This is a genomic window from Cobetia sp. 10Alg 146, from assembly GCF_029846385.1.
Classification (GTDB): Bacteria; Pseudomonadota; Gammaproteobacteria; order Pseudomonadales; family Halomonadaceae; genus Cobetia; species Cobetia marina.
Genome location: NZ_JARWKT010000001.1, coordinates 89,701 through 106,183, shown reverse-complemented (window position 1 = coordinate 106,183; position 16,483 = coordinate 89,701). Strand labels below are relative to the sequence as shown.

Here is a 16,483-nt window from a genome sequence, read left to right as displayed (position 1 = left end):
CATCGACGGATCGACGATTGCATCCCACTCTCGGTCTAGGGCAACATCTCGCAGATCCGATATTGACCAAGGGGTCAATCCGCCCAGTAGCGAATCGTCACGATGAACGCTGCCGGGCATGGCGCCATTGACCTCCCCGCAAGATACCCTGGTGTGACACGTCCGCAGAGATGTGCGCCCGACCTCCTGACATGGCCTGTTGACAGGCCGACGAGGCACACCGAATCCATGGAAATACGCTGGCTCGAAGACTTCATCGTTCTGGCTCAGACCCGTCACTTTTCACGGGCAGCCGATGCACAGAATGTCTCTCAGCCCACCTTTTCTCGCCGTATCAAACTGCTGGAAGAGGAGATGGGCACCACATTGATCAATCGTCAGACCTTGCCACTGTCACTCACCCCTGCCGGGGATGAGTTTCTCCAGCTGTGCGAGCAGATTACCGAGCGGGTACGCATTACGCGTGAACGTCTGCAGGACATGGCCCAGCAGCAGGCCAGCAAGATCTCGCTCGGTGCGCCGCAATCGCTGGTATCACATTTCCTGCCCGAATGGCTGGATCAGCACCAGCTGCGTGAGCAGGTGTTTCCCTATCTGCGTGCGACGGGCTGGCTGGCGGCGGATTACTTTCATGGTCTGGATCGCGGCGAGTGTGATCTGGCCATGTGTTACTGGCCTCAGGCACGTGTGGACCTCGGCTTTGAACTGGACAGTTATCAATACCTGGTGGTCGGTGAGGAGTGCTTCATCCCGCTATGTGCGCCCCAGGCGGATGGCAGCCCGCTTCACCCCCTGCCGGGCACGCGTCGCAATCCCTTGCCGTTCATCAGCCCTCACCCCCGCGCCGTCATCGCGACCTCGTTGACGGCTCACCTGGCTCAGGTGCCCGTCCAGGCACACCTGGTGACCATGAACGAGAACATCCAGGCAGCCAACATCAAGGCACTGGTGCTGCAGGGCTACGGCATCGGCTGGTTGCCACAGCGTCTGGCGGCCGCGGAGATGGCCAGCGGGCAGCTGGTGCGCGCCGGAGATGAACGCTGGGATCTGCCACTGCATATTCGACTCTATCGCCCGCGAGAGCCACGTCACGCCAGCGTCAGTGAGCTATGGTCGCGGCTTGGCAAGCCACCGGAGTCCGGCGGACTGACCTGAAGGACTCGCCGGCGACAGCGCAGCTCTGAACCACATTGACATAAGGAAGACAGATGTTCGAACCTCGCCTGAATGACCCCGCACTGACCCATGCCGAGGCACATCGCGCGCATCTGGCGGCGCTGCAGGCGCGCTATGAGCTTGCCATGCAACAGCATGATCTGGACGCCATCGTGCTGCATAGCGGCAAGCCGAAACGGCATTTCGCCGATGACCAGGATGCCAGCTTCAAGTCCCATGCTCACTTCCTTCACTGGGTGCCGATGGCAGGCCTGAGCGATAGCTGGCTGCTGGTTCGACCGGGTGAGCGTCCGACGCTCTATCTGTATGCCCCCGATGATTTCTGGCACCTGTCGCCCACGTTGCCGACGCCTGACATCGCCCCCTGGGCTGCGTGCTTCGAGATCGTGCATCTACGCAAGCCGACACTGCCGAAGCGTCCCGAGGGCCGCGTGGCGCTGGTGGGTGAGATCGCCGAGCTTCAGCCGGAGGTGGTCAGCGAGCTTGGGGCGCTGCCCAATCCGCTCGGGCTTGTCCGTCAGCTGGACGAGGGGCGCGTCTGCAAGAGCGAATTCGAGATCGCCTGTCTGAGAGAGGCCAGCCTGCGCGCTGCCCGTGGCCACCTGGCTGCCCGGCGGACCTTCATGGAAGGCGGTGCGGAACTCGATATCCAGCTGGCATATCTCGGCGCGTCCCGCCAACGCGAATCCGATGTGCCCTACGGCAATATCGTCGGCCTCAACGAACATGCCGCGGTACTGCATTACCAGCACTATGGCCTGCAGACGCCTGATTCCCGCCGCAGCCTGCTGGTGGATGCCGGTGCCAGCGTGCACGGCTATGCCTCCGATATCACCCGCAGCTGGGCGGGTGATGACGCGCTGCCCCTTTACCGCTCACTGATAGTGGGCGTGGAAGCGCTCCAGAAGCGCCTGATCGCCAGACTGGCGCCCGGGGTCGATTACGTCGAGCTTCACCTGGAAATGCATCGTGAGCTGGGGGAGCTGCTGCGTGAACTGGGCGTGGTTTCCCTGCCTGCCGAGGAGCAGGTCGCACAAGGCATCACCGCCGCCTTCTGTCCGCATGGTCTCGGGCACCTGCTGGGACTTCAGGTGCATGATGTCGCGGGTCGAATTCCGGATCACACCAGCGGTGAGGTGCGTCACCCTCCGGAAGGTCACCCGATGCTGCGCCTGACCCGCGTACTCGAGACCGGCATGGCCATCACCATCGAGCCGGGGTGCTACATCATCCCCATGCTTCTCGAGCCACTGCGCAACGATGCACGGGGCGAGGCGATCAACTGGTCACTGGTAGACGCCCTGGCGCCTCATGGCGGTGTCAGAATCGAGGACAATCTGGTCATCACCGCCGATGGCGCCGAGAACCTGACGCGCAGCCCCGACACCGGATTGTGAGCAGCGCAGTGACCTGACCGACGACGGCGCATCATGCTGCAGTGCAACTAGCAGTGACCGATGGATAATGAAATGATGCAGCCAGCCCTGGTATCAGACGTAAAGAATCACTGAATGGAAGTCAGGAAATCCTGGCATGTGGCGCGCGATGCCCCTGCTCGGGATTTCCTGTCTCTGGAGTCAGCGTCATGCCTCATTCGATCTTCACCTCCGAGTTCCGGCCCGCTCTGGGGTTGCGCAATCGCCATGTCCAGACCTTGCTGCCCCGCCTGCTGCCCCGCGCCCCGCTGTCTTGCCGCACCGAGATACTCAACCTGCCGGACGGTGATTTCGTCGAACTCTCCTGGGTGACCAGTGATGGCAACAGCCGTCGCGAACGGGAAGTTGAACTGTCCGATGACGCCCCGCTGTTCGTGCTGTTCCATGGCCTGGAAGGCAATCTGGAGTCACCCTACGCTCGGGATCTGCTCAATGCGGCAGCGCGTCTGGGGTGGCGGCCCGTGCTGATGCATTTCCGGGGATGCGGGCAATCGCCCAACCGACTGCCGCGGGCCTACCACAGTGGTGACACGGCGGATGCCTACTGGGTTCTGGGGGAGATGGGCAAACGTTACCCCCATGCCCTCAAGGTGGCCTGTGGCGTATCTCTCGGGGCCAACATGCTGCTCAAGCTGGTGGCGGAACAAGGCGGAGATGGGCTGGACCTCGCCGGGGCGATCGCGATCAGCGCACCACTGGATCTCGCGGCAAGCTCCGACGTGCTGAATCAGGGCAGCTCGCGACTCTATCAGCGACATCTGCTCAAGAGCATGAAGGCCAAGGTGGCCGCCAAGCTGGCCAACGGGCCGCTGCCCATTTCCATCGGTGCACACCAGCTGACGCAGTTGAACAGCTTCTGGGCCTATGACAACGAAGTCACGGCGCCCTTGCATGGGTTTTCCTCGGCCAGTGACTACTACTCCCGTGCCTCGGCCGGCCGGCTGTTGCGAGACATCGAGCTACCGACCCTGATATTGCAGTCGCTGGACGATCCCTTCATGCCTCGTGACCTGTTCTCGCGCTTTCCGCAGCCCTCTGAAGCGGTGCGGATCGAGTTGAGCGAACGCGGCGGGCATGTGGGCTTCATCGAGTGGCGGCGCGGTCGTCTGTCGTCCTGGCTGGCACGCAGAATCACGCGCCAGCTCACGGATTGGTCAGCATTGTCACACTCCCGTCAGCGTCACAGTGTTCAGCAGGAAACGCTGTAACTGACATTGCCTGCCGCCTCGTTCGAGCACCTGCCGCGTGACTGACGTCCTGTATCGTGGGACGAGCACACGGAGACCTTCGCGGGTCAGATTGACAGACGTCTTCCTGCCCGAAGACGCCGTCATTACTTCAAAAGGAAACAATGACAAGATAACGGTATATAGAGAGAAGGAGGATTGCACTGTCGCGATGCCACGAGGATGGTAGACTGCGCGCCTGATACCTAGGCTATTGGTCTGATAATGAACCTCATTTTTCGTCTGGTACTCGGCATCGTCGCCGGTGTACTGCTGGGTCAATGGGCCCCGGACATCCTCGTGCGAAGCCTGCTCACCTTCAAGGTGCTGTTCGGCGAGCTGCTGGAGTATGCCATCCCGTTGATCATCCTGTTCTTCATCATGAGCGGCATCGCACGTCTCGAGCGCTCCTCCGGGCGGCTGCTGGCACTGACCATGGTGCTGGCATATGCCTCTACCACGCTGGCCGGATTGATGTCGGCGGTGGTGGGTCTCGAACTGGTGCCACATATCGTGAGCCACACCCAGATGCCCGCCAGTCACCCGATGGTGCTCCAACCTTATTTCGCGCTGGACATCCCCCCCTTGACCGATATCAGCACCGCCCTGGTCACGGCTTTCCTGTTCGGGATCGGTATCTCCGCCACCGGCCATGATGGCCTACGCAATCTTGCCGACGGTGGTCGTGACATCGTCGAGCGCTTCATCGCCAAGGCACTGATACCGGCATTGCCCTTCTATATCGCCGGACTCTTCTGCGAGATGACCATCGCCGGCACGGTGGCCAACACGCTGAAAAGCTTCGGCATGATCCTGATTCTCGCGCTGACCCTGCACTGGCTGTGGCTGAGTCTTCTCTACCTCGCCAGTGGCATGAGTACCGGCCGTGCACCGCTGGTGGCGCTACGTAACATGTTGCCGGCCTACTTCACTGCCGCCGGCACCATGTCATCCGCCGCGACGATCCCCGTGACCGTGCGCCAGACGCGCCTGAATCACATCTCGCCCTCGGTCTCGAGCTTTGCCATTCCGCTGCTTGCCACGATCCACATGTGTGGCAGCGCCATCACGCTGACCATCTGCGCCATCGGTGTCATCCTGGTGACACCGGCATTGCCGCAGCCCGACCTGATGTCGTTGTTGCCGTTCATTGCCGCACTCGGGGTTACCATCATCGCCGCGCCGGGCTCGCCTGGCGGCGCCGCGATGACATCGGTCGGAGTGCTCCAGAGTCTGCTGGGGTTCGATGCTGCCGCCGTCGGCCTGATGATGGCGCTCTATCTGGCGCAGGACAGCTTCGGCACGGCCTGCAATGTAGCGGGTGACGGTGCGCTGGTACAGTGGATCGACCGCTTCGCCGAAGCTGAACAGGATCGCCAGCGGTATCGCTGAAGCCGAGACGACAGGCGGCATCGCCTCAAGCAGAAGGTCAGGCCGCCTGCCCGGTGACATCGGTGCTGACTGACGCATTACCGACTGGAATCCAGAGTTGCGCCATCCAGCCCTTATGGTCGCGTCCCCTTGACCGCATGTCAGAGCTGTTCTTTGACGCGGCCATGGGGATTCACCTTCCCCGTGACGATGATGGATTTCATTCATGACACGGGGCAATCACGCATGACTCCCTCCGACACCTCTTCCTCGACCCCCAGCGACGGCATCAGCAGCGCCCTGGTGATGCTGTTTGCCTTCTGCTGTGGCGCGATCGTCGCCAATGTCTATTACTCGCAGCCGATCATCAACATGATCGCGGGCGACATCGGACTGTCAGAAAGCAGCGCCAGTCTCATCGTGGCGCTGACCCAGGGAGGATATGCGCTTGGCCTGCTGTTTCTGGTACCGCTGGGCGATCTGCTGGAAAACCGCCGGCTGTTGATCACCACGATCCTGATCTCGGCGGCGAGTCTGGTACTGGCGGGGCTGGCGGATGCTCCCTCCTCGTTTCTGCTCTGGTCATTGCTGATCGGTGTCAGCTCGGTCTCGGTGCAGATCCTGATCCCGCTGGCGGCTCACCTGTCTGCGGAACACAGCCGTGGCCGCGTGGTCGGCAACATCATGAGCGGATTGCTGCTGGGCATCCTGCTGGCACGGCCCGCCTCCAGCCTGCTGGCGGATCACTTCGGCTGGCGCTGCATCTTCTTCGTCGGTGCCGCCTTGATGCTGCTGGTCGGGGGCGTGGTATGGCGGGTGGTCCCCAGCCGCCAGCCACGCCATACCTCAAGCTATCCCGCGCTGCTCAAGACCCTCGGCAAGTTGATGCGTGATGAACCGGTACTGCGTCGTCGCTCCCTCTACCAGGGGCTGATGTTCGCGGCATTCAGTCTCTACTGGAGTGCCGTACCGCTCGAGCTGGTCAACGAACACGGCTTTTCGCAGACGCAGGTAGCGCTGTTCGCCCTGGTGGGGGTGTTGGGAGCTGTCGCCGCCCCGATCAGCGGACGCCTGGCAGATGCAGGCCACACCTCGATTGCCACCGTAGGCGCCCTGGTACTCGCCAGTGCCAGCTTCGCGACGGGGCTGATGCCGATGACTCTACAGGTCGTTGCACTGGCCGTGACGGGATTGCTGCTCGATTTCGCGGTACAGACCAACATGGTCCTCGGCCAGCGCGCCATCTATTCCCTCGACCCCGAGAGCCGTGGCCGCCTGAATGCCATCTACATGACCAGCATCTTCGTCGGCGGTGCGATCGGCTCGGCGCTGACCAGTCTGATCTACGCCCATCTCGGCTGGAATGGCATCATGGCGATCGGTGGCGCCTTGCCGCTCGTGGCACTGGCATGGCTGCTGGTGAGTCGCTCACGCAGCCAGGATGAGGCCTCCCCCACGACGGACTGAGACCGGGCGATCGGCCGTCAACCAGCAGGCGGGCCCAGCAACCAGAAAGCCTCATGGCAGGCGTCGTGCTGACGGTCACCATGAGGCTTTCGCGTTTCTTCAGGGCAGCGCAATCAGGGCAGACCGTTCATGCGCTCGCCGCCCGCCAGCTAGCCGATCGGGCAGCTGATCCCCGTGCCCTTCAGGCCACAATAGCCGCCCGGATTCTTGGCAAGATACTGCTGATGGAAATCTTCCGCGTAATAGAATGTCTCGAGCGGAGCGACCTCGGTGGTGATCCGTCCCAGACCGGACTGATTGAGCGCCTGCTGATAATCCGCCAGGCTCTTCTCGACGATCTCACGCTGCGCGTCATCGACGTAGTAGATCGCACTGCGATACTGGCTGCCGATGTCATTGCCCTGACGCATGCCTTGCGTCGGATCGTGCGCTTCGAAGCTGGCACGCAGGATTTCCGGCAGACCGATGACCGTCGGATCGAACACCACACGTACCACTTCGGTGTGTCCGGTCTTGCCGGTACAGGTCTCCTCGTAGGTCGGGTTCGGCGTATGGCCGCCAGCATACCCGACGGCCGTCACCACGACGCCCGGCAGCTGCCAGAACAGACGCTCCGCGCCCCAGAAACATCCCAGTCCCAGCACGATCTCCTCACATCCCTGGGGATAGGGAGGTACAATCGAGCGCCCATTGACGTGATGGGTACCCGTTATCTGCAGAGGCTGCTCGCGCCCCGGCAAGGCATCTTCTGCCGAGGGAATGGCCTGCTTGTCTTGCGTCTTCCACATGGCGGACTCTCTCCTGTGTCGCGTCGTGCAATCGTGTATAGGTTCAATGATGTCATCTCTGCCCCCCAAGATCTGCCCCTGCCAGCCCAACACCGCTGAGGCACGACGTTACGTCGATTGCTGTCAGCCGATTCATGCGGACATCACCCTCGCCGAACGCCCTGAGCAATTGATGCGCGCCCGCTACAGTGCCTTCTGCCTCTCGCTGAGCGACTTCCTCATCGACAGCTGGGACGCGGCACATTGCCCAGCACGCGCCGACCTGGAAGGTGCTGGCCCGCAATGGCTGGCGTTGGAGATTCTGGACAGCGGACAAGATGCCGATACCGGCATGGTACGCTTTCACGCCACCTTCTTCGAGCAGGGAAAGTTCCAACGATTGCAGGAACTTAGCCGATTTCATCATGATGGTCATCACTGGCGTTATGTCGACGGTGATGCCGAGTGGCAGACATTGACGCCAGGGCGCAACAACCTGTGCCCCTGTGGCAGCGGCAAGAAGATCAAGCGTTGCTGCACTGCATGACGCTGACCATCAGCGCCTGGTGCTGACGCGCACGAGCACGATCTCTGGCATAAGCCCTGCAAGCCCTGCAAGCCCTGCAAGACGCGCCCTGCGAAACGCCCAGGAAAACGCCCTGCAAAACGAAACAGCCCCCACCGACGCTATCGATGGGGGCTGAATCTGTGGCAATCAATTGGCCTGGCGTGTCATCTGTCCTTGCCGACTCTGGGCGCCAGCTCACTGCGACCCAATGAGAAGCTGTAGAGCAGATCCACGGCCTGCGCCGTACCGGACACCGCTTCGGCATACAGATTGCGGAACAGCTTGTAGCGCAGCGTAAGCTCCGCGATCGGCGAGAACAGCCCGACGCCGTAACTGAGCTTCAGATCCGGGGCGATATAGCCGCTGACCACCACCTGGCTGTCATCCCCGCTGCCGGAACTGTCCAGACTCAGATCCCTCACGCCGAAGGTTTCGCCGATCTGTCCGACCACCTGGCCACTTTGCGCCAGCGACATGCCGATCAAGGCGGACGTGACCGCACTGTCACTGCTGGTATCACTGTCCAGGCCTTCGCCGCGCAGCAGATAGCTCAGTGCCGACGACTCATCCATCGAGGGGTCCGAGAAGATCTCGATGCTGGGTGAGGAGGCAAGCCCCGTCACACGCACCCCTGCGGTCACGTCGTCCTCGGTGTTGTCAGGATCACGGATCGCTTCGATATTCAGTCGCGGACTCGAGGGCGGACCGGCCAGCAATACCTGCCCCTTGCTGATCTGCAGGTCCTGCCCGAAGCTCTTGTAGGTCCCGTCGACGAGATTGACCTCACCGAAGACCTGCACGCCGCCCTTGGACTGGCGCACATCGAGATCGCCTCTGAGCCTGGTCTTGAGCCCCATCGCCTCCAGGCGAGCATCTGGCCCGATATGGATGCCGATCCTCACATCCAGCGCCATGCCGGCCTCATTGAGCGCCTTGGCGGTATCGCTGCCATCCGCCAGCTCAGCCGGGTTGGAGGTGTCCTCATCACTGGGACGCTCGATGATGATGGTGTCACTGGAGGGTGACACGGCAGACGGCGGCACCTGGTCCACTTCGATGCGTGTCCAGGGCACATTGACGTCACCTCGCAGTTCGAGCAGCGTAGGGCTGGCATTGATCTCGAGATCCGGTGCGACGCGCATGCGCCCGATCCCGGCGATATTGAGCTCGAGCGGATTCTTCGCACCGTCGAGATTCACTGCCGCCGTCCAGTCATCCAGGGTCGGCCAGGCCGCCTCGCCATCGATACCCCAGCGCGCATCATTGCCCACCAGATACCCATCGATATCGGCACTGTTGCCATCGAAGTCGACGGTGAACTGGGCATCCGACAGCGACACCGGCAGCCCCTCACCCTGTACCTTGACGCCGGTCAGCGCGATCGGGCCGGTCAACGACGGCAGGCTCAGATTGCCGCCGACCTTGACGTCACCCGCCAGCTTGCCCTCCAGCTGAGTCATGCCCGCCACCAGCGGACGATACGGTGAGAGATCGATGTCGCGAATGGCCAGCGAGCCATCCAGCTGACCTGCGCCCGCCGGGTCGAGGACCGACACGGTAAGCCCGATGCCGCCTGCACTGTCGAGGCGAATCTGGGTATCGAGATCAGCCTTCTCGGGCGTGGCCTCCAACGCCAGTTGCAAGGTGGTTTCCGGCAGCGACCAGGCATTGCCATCAGCGTCTTCCCCGGCCAGTGTCAACTTGCCTGCCAGCTCCGCGTCCGCATTCCAGCGTTGGCCACCCTGCTTCCAGCTTGCCGTGATCTTGCCACCCGTGGCACCGCCGATGGTCCAGCTCTCCGGCATGGCGCTCTGGGCCATGTCCAGGGGAATCCCCTCGAGCGTCACCACGGCCTGGCCGTCATTGCCCGCACTCAAGGGCTCGGCGACACAGATCTGCCCCCCCTGTTCGCGGCTCAGACAGAATGGCTGCACCAGCACGCTGCCCTTGGCGAGATTGGCATCGAAGCGTGCCGGCGTATCGAAGTTGAAGTCACCGAAGTCGGTATTCGCCGTCAGCGGAGACAGCGCACCGCGATAATGCTCACGCGCCTTGTCGAGCCCGCCCTTGAGGGTCAATCCCAGACGTGACAATGGCATCTCGCCGGCCATCTCGGTATCGAACTGCAAGGTGTGGTCGCTCAGGAAGCCCCCCAGCGTCAGCGCGACCGTCGCGATCTGCTGTCCGCCAGCCCGAACGCCGTCGGCGTTGAGGGCGATATCCAGTGCCGGGTCATCCACACCACGCTTGCGGGCATCGACCCCGGCGGACAGCGCCATGTCGGAGATACGATTCTCCCCGATCTGCAGGCGTCGTCCCGTGAAGTTGCTCGCCAGTCGCGGCTTGTCGAGGGTGCCCGTGGCATCGATCTTGCCCTTGAGCTCACCCGCGACATCTGGCATCAGGGTCGAGAGCGCCGGGAAATCGATATTGGCGGCAAGCGTGATGGTCTTGGCAATCTTGCCGTTGGCGCTCAGGCGGTTCTGCCCCTGGCGCAGCTCCAGCGCGTCGACGTTCCACTGCATGTCGGCATTGCCTGAAAGCTTGCCGGTCAGCGTGAGCGGCCGCTCGAGCAAGGTGCCATGGATATCCAGCTTGCTGACATCGACGGCCCACGGGCCTTGCAGTGGCTGATGGAAGCTGGCCGCGAGATTGCCGCTCAGCTCACCGCGCACGGCTTTCTGCCCTCCACCGGTCGGGGCCGGCAGCAGATCCTCGGGATGCAGCTTGTCGAGCGCCAGCTGGGCCACGACCCGGAGTCCTTCCTTCCACTGGATCTCGCCGCGGGTCGTCGCGGAGCCACGCTTGAGCGCGATCTTGAGCGGCTGCCAACGGTAATGCTCGAGATCGCCGTCGCCTGCCAATGACACGGTGGCACGCGGAATGTCACGGCCCTCGATGATGGCATCCAGCGTGGTCGTATAGCCTGACAGTGAGCCCTTGGCGACCAGTGCCAGATTCTCGACAATATAGTCAGGCGTGAAGGAGGCAGACTGGCTCTTGGCGATGTGCTTGGCTGCGTTGTACTGATCCGCAGTCTGGGCCTCTTTCTGAGGCGCAAGAGCAGTATCACCCGCTGCGTCATTGGCGGCGGCAAGGGGCCAGGTGATCCGTTTGGCGCTCAGACGCGCCTCGAAGGGCAAATCACTGTCCAGCACATCCGCGCTGGCCACAAGCTCGGCGGCCAGTGGTCCGTCGGCCTTGAGAGAGGCCTCAAGATCCGCCAGTGAGCCCTCAAGCGACAGGCGCAGCCTTTCATGACGCACGGGGTCGATCAGGGTCTCGGCATTGAGCGTGGCGCTCAGGGGATACTCGTCCTTGAGCGTGACCTGCGCCACGAGATCGGCATTCACGTCACGCGAGTCGACCTCGAGACGCGAGAGCGTGATGTCATGCCCTTCCGCCTTGAGCGCCAGCGACAGACGGCTGACCTCATACGGGCTCGGCCCTTTGAGCGCAAAGTCTTCAATGGCCAGATCAGGGACCTCGATGGTCAGCGGAATATAGACCTCCGGCAAGGCGATGCGCCCGGCCTGCGCTGTCTCATCTGAGGTCTTGTCTGCAGTCTTGCCAGACACTTCTGCGGCCTCATCCGTGATGGCCTTGTTCGAGATGGCCCTGGCGGCGCTCTCGGCTTGTGGCGCCCCCCTCTGAGCGTTGACCACTGCGCTCGCCGCTTGCTGCGCCTCAGGCGTGAGGCTCACCCCCTCGAGACTCACAGTGTCAGACGTCGCTTGAGCCGCGATGGCATCAGCCGGAATGAAACGACTGGTGATCAGGCGTGTCTCGCCCAGCGTCAGCGTACTCACCGATAGCGCGGCCGAGGTATGGAAGTGATCGAAGGTGACGCGACTGCCATCCGCCAGCGCCAGGGCGAAGTCATCAATGGCGACCTTGCGCACCTCGATGGGAATCGGCACCACGATGGGCACGTTGAGACTCTCACCGCTCTCTAGCTCAGGCTCCTCGCTGGCACCGCTATCACTCAGGGTGATGGCGAGCCCGCTGGACTCAAGCGACTCGAGACACAGCTTGCCCTGGAGCAGACAGTCCTCGCCCCAGGCCAGCGACAGGGAATCGGCATTGACGGCCAGTCCCGGCAGGTCCAGCGAGACGTCCTTGAGCGACAGCGCTTCCAGCGGTGAACCTGAGGCCTGCGAATAATCGATGAAGCCACGTGAGCGTGCCTGATCGAGCACGAGGCCTGTGCCCCACGGAGACAACACGCCCCCGACCAGCAGCATCGTCAGCCCGATCAGGAACACGAGCAGCCATATCAGCAACCGGATGACCAGGCCGCCCCGACGTACATAGGGATTAGACAATTCCAACATCTCCATATCTTTTATCAGCTCACCCACCCAGCTGATTGAGCTGAGCAGGCGCTTGCTGCGCTTGAGAGCCGATCACGCGTCCATACAGCGATCACACTTCCCGGCTTCAGGAGGCACTCCGTCTCGCCCCCTGATCAGGCCTGCGAAACTGACCTGCGGATCAGGCCTGCTGATCAGAACTCGGGCCCGATCGAGAAGTGAATGCGATAATCGTTGTCATCGTCATCGAAGGGATGGGCGATATCGAGGCGAATCGGGCCCACCGGGGAGATCCAGCGAATCCCCATGCCCGCCGCCGTCTTGAGCTCCAGGGCATCCCAGCCATCGAAGGCGTTACCAGCGTCATAGAAGGCCGCGCCCCACCAGTCACCGGTCAGGCGGTAGTCATATTCCAGACTGCTGGTCAGCAGGGAACTCCCGCCTTCATCATCCCCGTCATCATCTTCCGGCGAGAGGCTCTCGTAGGAGTAACCGCGAACACTGCTGTCGCCGCCAGCATAGAAGCGCTTGGAGTTGGGCATGCCGTGGAAGTTATCGGTGTCGAGGTTACCGATACCGGCACGCGCCACGAAACGGTGATTGTTGCCGATGGAGCGGATCCAGTTGGTATCGAACTGGGTCCACACGAAGTTTTCATCAGATCCCCAAATCTGATTGCCGTACTCTACCGTCAGCTTCTGACGATCCCCCCACATGGGGAAGGCCTTGGGACGAGTTCGTGTCCGCGTCCAGCTGACCCCCGGATACAGCAGAAACACCTGACCAGTATCTGAGGCGATGGTGAAGTCGTCATAGCTCGCGCCCAGGTAAATCTTCTGCTGCCAGCCATTGTCGAATTTCCACTCACGCCCGAAACGCACTGTCGTTTCATTGCTGGTCTCATCATCGTCGTCGACGATGGCCACCCCGTACTCCAGCACATAGCTGTCCTTGAGCGGGTCAGCCAATGGCATGCGGTATTCACCCTCGAAGGTCTGCTCCGGTGAGGAGAGGAACAGGCTGTTGGTCATGCTATGGCCATAGCGATTGACCCACGGCATCTCCCAGCTGAACTGCAGGCGTGGCCCGACATCCGTGGCGTAACCGATGCCCGTCTCGAACTTGTGGCGGTCGGCGGGAATCAGGCTGATATCCACGGGAATGATGGGACCGTTGGCCGTCTTGACCGCCGCCTCCAGCGCATCGCCAGTCAGTACCGGCGTGTCGCTGCCAGAGGCTTGATCAGTACCCGCTTCACTCGCAGCACCGCCGGCGGCCAAGGTCGCCTGCCCGGGAGGCACCGACGAGGCTGATCGTGAGGACGCTCCAGCACGACGATTCGTCTCTGTGTCACGGTCTTTCTCACTGCCTTTTTGACTGTCTTGCTCGACGTCAGTCCGCTCGACATCGGCAAGCCATGACCCCTCATACCCCTGTGCCTCGGCATAGGCTGTCTTGACGTTGCGCGTCTTGATCTTGCTGTCAGGACTGGTGGTCTTGAGTTCGGCGCCCGGATTGAGCTGTGGCTTGATGGCGGCCGAGCGGAACCAGCCTGCCTCACTCAGCCGCTGGTTGAACTGGGTCAGCTTGCCGGCTTCGTAATAATCCCCCGTCTGGAACGGCTGCATGGCCTTGACGCGATCCAGCTCTATCTGGCTGTTGAGATAGGTGATATCGCCGAAGCGGTAACGCTGACCGCTCTGCATGACCAGATAGATGCGTGCCGAGTGCAACCAGGGGCGCACCTCGATGCGCTGCTGGGAGAAGGAGGTATCGAAATAGCCGCGCTCGAGACTGAGCGACGCCAGAGTCGACTTGAGGCTGTCGTAGCGAGAGTGACGCAGCACATCGCCTTCCTCGAGGTTGGCATCGGCCAGCGCCTTCTTCATGACCTTGTCGCGCGCGGCGTCGCCCTCGAGTCGCAGCTCCAGTGTCTCGATGGTGACCGGCTCACCGGCATCCACCGTCACCACCACATCATCGCCCCCCAGCAACCCCTTCTCGGGATAGCGGAGAGTGATCTGGGCATCGTAGTAACCGAAGGCCTGTAGCGCTTCCTGGATGCGCCGGATGATCTCGTCCTCGTAGCGCTCGGCCGGGACATCCTCCTCCAACGTCAGCCCCGCCAGATAATTGACCACGTTGGTGGCAGCGGCGCCTTTCAGCCCTTTCACCGCGGCATCCAGCGCCAATGCCTGTGGTGCCAGCAGCAGGCCGGTGCACAGGACCAGCGGCTTGCTCCAGCGCAGATAGCGGCGTGCAGCGTCGTTGCTCAACACCTTGCCTCGAGGCTCGAGCGAACCCGCTCTCCCATTCTTGTCGCCACTCATTGCACGTCCCTTGTTAGGTACTCATGCGAGTACTGTCCATCACTGTTACTGACCATATGTCATCTGCCGCAGGCCGGTTCGGGGAGGTTCGTGTCCTTCACGGGTACGTGACCCTCCAGGATTCCATCACTGCTCAGCGCTCCAGGCGCGCGACTCGCTGCTCCAACCGGGACAGCTGACTCAACATGGACGCCACGCGGCCACTCAACTGCCGACGGCTGGCATCCAGGGAGCGCAGCTGCTCGTCCTGCGGGGATGCCTCACCCAGGGCTTCCAGCCCGGCGCTGAGCGCCGTCTGCTGGCGTCGCAGCTCCCCCAGCTGGGAAGACAGCGACGTCTGGGTCTTGCTCAACGGCGCAAGCCGGGCGTCCACCAGCCCCGTCAGGGACGCCTGCTGCTGCTCGAGCTTGCGACGCAACGCGTCCAACGCCTCCTGCTGGGACTGCTTGAAGGCCGTCAGCGCCTGCGAGCTTGCCTGGCGATCCTCTGTCGTCGGCTCATCCTGCGCTTGCCTGAGGGCGTCCCACTGCGAGGCGAGACGCTCAAGCTGCACGGCCTGCTGATCCAAGCGGCTGGACTGATCGCTCAGGCGTTGCTCGAGTCGGGGCAGCGACTGCTGCTGCGCTTGCTCGACTGCCTTGAGCTCGGTCTCGAGATGGGCCAGGGTGTCAGCCTGTGCATCTAGGCGTGCCTTGAGCGTCGCACGCCCATCCCGGCTCAAGGACTCAAGGGCACTGACGGATCCCTGCAAGGCACTCAGCAAGGTGGTGCGGTTGTCACCCGCCTGGCGTAGTCCCTCGAGCTGGGCCTCGGTGGACTCGGCAAGCGCTGCGAGACGACTCGCCTGCGCGTCCTGCGATGCCGTCAGCGTGTCCGAGAGCGCGGCAAGACGCTCCTGCCAGGCGGCCTGCTGTTCAGCGAGGCTGTCGGCAAGGGATTCATCGGTCTGCGAGAGGCCGTCGATGCGCGCACTCAGCGACTCGTCCACCCGCGTGGTGAGCTGGGCAAGCCGCTCATCCACATCCCCCAGCAGCCGGGCGTCGTTCTCGACATCGCCCTTGAGTCCCGAGACCTGACGACTCAGCTGATCACTCTGCTGGCCTCGCATGTCCTGAAGCTGCTGCAATTGCCATTGCTGCCAGGCGACCACCCCTCCCAGTGCCAGCACGCACACCCACAGCGGCCAACGACGCGGGGGCGGGGCTGCATCAGGATGACGGGCCAGCGCTTCATCACGCCGTGCTATCAGTGATTCCTTCCGGGAATTGTCCATCGAAGGTCCCGTAGTGTCCTGCCGCATACTGGCTCCATGACTGGCACATCGACTCAAGGTTCCAGCGACAGGCGTCGGCATCATCCGCGGCAAGGCCCGAGCCTCATGCGACACCTGGAGGGAAAACGCCCGTATCCCGCTGATTGACTGGCCGGTTTTCGGTTGCCGGCTCTGCCGAGTCTAACAGCAGACCCCGGCCATCTCATCAGGTTCCCCGGCAGCACGGCCCGCGGTCCCTCTCATGTAACCGCACTGTACCTTACCGCCAGACGGCGACGTCGCCCGGGATGCCTGACATCGCTCACCGACATCCTTCGGTGCTTTCCCGCCAGCAGGTCCCGGCGGCGTTGGCCTGCAGGAACACGAGTGCTATAGTGCAAAGCACTGCGACTCTCGCAGCCTCTGGCTTCGTAGCTATCTGGATTCACAAGGTTTTTCACGCTAATTGCACATTTTCCATCATGTGCTGGCTGAATGGATCCCTGGCGATTGTCTCCTCGTCGCCTGACGTCGAAGAGAACACTGAAGGAGGCTTGAAAGCCTTCATGCCTGCCCC

General features: G+C 62.4%; 10 protein-coding genes. 6 read left to right on the top strand and 4 right to left on the bottom strand.

Going from position 1 to position 16,483, the window contains the following annotated elements; translation table 11 throughout:
• Window positions 1-228: 228 nt before the first annotated feature.
• The 5 genes from QD172_RS00405 to QD172_RS00385 all read left to right on the top strand — a co-directional run bounded on the left by QD172_RS00405 (window position 229) and on the right by QD172_RS00385 (window position 6,676).
• A complete protein-coding gene (locus QD172_RS00405) occupies window positions 229-1,155 on the top strand; it encodes a LysR family transcriptional regulator (protein WP_077376443.1) in 927 nt (308 codons plus the stop codon).
• A 53-nt stretch (window positions 1,156-1,208) separates the two neighbouring features.
• Window positions 1,209-2,573, top strand: coding sequence for a Xaa-Pro dipeptidase (gene pepQ, locus QD172_RS00400; protein ID WP_279854539.1), 1,365 nt, complete (start codon window positions 1,209-1,211; stop codon window positions 2,571-2,573).
• A gap of 188 nt (window positions 2,574-2,761) precedes the next feature.
• On the top strand, window positions 2,762-3,820 hold the full coding sequence (locus QD172_RS00395) for a hydrolase (RefSeq protein WP_279854537.1): 1,059 nt from the start codon (window positions 2,762-2,764) through the stop codon (window positions 3,818-3,820).
• Window positions 3,821-4,063: 243 nt separating this feature from the next.
• Window positions 4,064-5,230 (top strand): dicarboxylate/amino acid:cation symporter, encoded by a 1,167-nt coding sequence (locus QD172_RS00390; protein WP_084208688.1) that lies wholly within the window; start codon window positions 4,064-4,066, stop codon window positions 5,228-5,230.
• Between the two features lie 225 nt (window positions 5,231-5,455).
• On the top strand, window positions 5,456-6,676 hold the full coding sequence (locus tag QD172_RS00385; RefSeq protein ID WP_279854536.1) for an MFS transporter: 1,221 nt from the start codon (window positions 5,456-5,458) through the stop codon (window positions 6,674-6,676).
• Between the two features lie 149 nt (window positions 6,677-6,825).
• On the opposite strand, the gene msrA is transcribed toward QD172_RS00385, so the two are convergent.
• Window positions 6,826-7,464 carry a peptide-methionine (S)-S-oxide reductase MsrA gene (gene msrA / locus QD172_RS00380; RefSeq protein WP_077376454.1) on the bottom strand — a complete coding sequence of 213 codons (639 nt, stop codon included), beginning with the start codon at window positions 7,462-7,464 and terminating at the stop codon, window positions 6,826-6,828.
• A 49-nt stretch (window positions 7,465-7,513) separates the two neighbouring features.
• Between msrA and QD172_RS00375 the strand changes: the two genes are divergently transcribed.
• Window positions 7,514-7,990 (top strand): YchJ family metal-binding protein, encoded by a 477-nt coding sequence (locus QD172_RS00375; RefSeq protein WP_279854534.1) that lies wholly within the window; start codon window positions 7,514-7,516, stop codon window positions 7,988-7,990.
• Window positions 7,991-8,175: 185 nt separating this feature from the next.
• On the opposite strand, the gene QD172_RS00370 is transcribed toward QD172_RS00375, so the two are convergent.
• The 3 genes from QD172_RS00370 to QD172_RS00360 all read right to left on the bottom strand — a co-directional run bounded on the left by QD172_RS00370 (window position 8,176) and on the right by QD172_RS00360 (window position 15,927).
• Window positions 8,176-12,345: a translocation/assembly module TamB gene (locus QD172_RS00370; protein WP_279854533.1), complete on the bottom strand. Its 4,170-nt coding sequence runs from the start codon at window positions 12,343-12,345 to the stop codon at window positions 8,176-8,178.
• Window positions 12,346-12,518: 173 nt separating this feature from the next.
• A complete protein-coding gene (locus QD172_RS00365) occupies window positions 12,519-14,600 on the bottom strand; it encodes an autotransporter assembly complex family protein (RefSeq protein WP_167593014.1) in 2,082 nt (693 codons plus the stop codon).
• Window positions 14,601-14,787: 187 nt separating this feature from the next.
• Window positions 14,788-15,927, bottom strand: a complete 1,140-nt coding sequence (locus QD172_RS00360) for a hypothetical protein (protein WP_279854532.1) — start codon at window positions 15,925-15,927, stop codon at window positions 14,788-14,790.
• Between the last annotated feature and the right edge of the window lie 556 nt (window positions 15,928-16,483).

Excerpts from the sequence above, each read along its gene's own strand:
- QD172_RS00405 (WP_077376443.1), top strand. The coding sequence starts at position 229 with ATGGAAATACGCTGGCTCGAAGACTTCATCGTTCTGGCTCAGACCCGT.
- pepQ (WP_279854539.1), top strand. The coding sequence starts at position 1,209 with ATGTTCGAACCTCGCCTGAATGACCCCGCACTGACCCATGCCGAGGCA.
- QD172_RS00395 (WP_279854537.1), top strand. The coding sequence starts at position 2,762 with ATGCCTCATTCGATCTTCACCTCCGAGTTCCGGCCCGCTCTGGGGTTG.
- QD172_RS00390 (WP_084208688.1), top strand. The coding sequence starts at position 4,064 with ATGAACCTCATTTTTCGTCTGGTACTCGGCATCGTCGCCGGTGTACTG.
- QD172_RS00385 (WP_279854536.1), top strand. The coding sequence starts at position 5,456 with ATGACTCCCTCCGACACCTCTTCCTCGACCCCCAGCGACGGCATCAGC.
- msrA (WP_077376454.1), bottom strand. The coding sequence starts at position 7,464 with ATGTGGAAGACGCAAGACAAGCAGGCCATTCCCTCGGCAGAAGATGCC.
- QD172_RS00375 (WP_279854534.1), top strand. The coding sequence starts at position 7,514 with ATGTCATCTCTGCCCCCCAAGATCTGCCCCTGCCAGCCCAACACCGCT.
- QD172_RS00370 (WP_279854533.1), bottom strand. The coding sequence starts at position 12,345 with ATGTTGGAATTGTCTAATCCCTATGTACGTCGGGGCGGCCTGGTCATC.
- QD172_RS00360 (WP_279854532.1), bottom strand. The coding sequence starts at position 15,927 with ATGGACAATTCCCGGAAGGAATCACTGATAGCACGGCGTGATGAAGCG.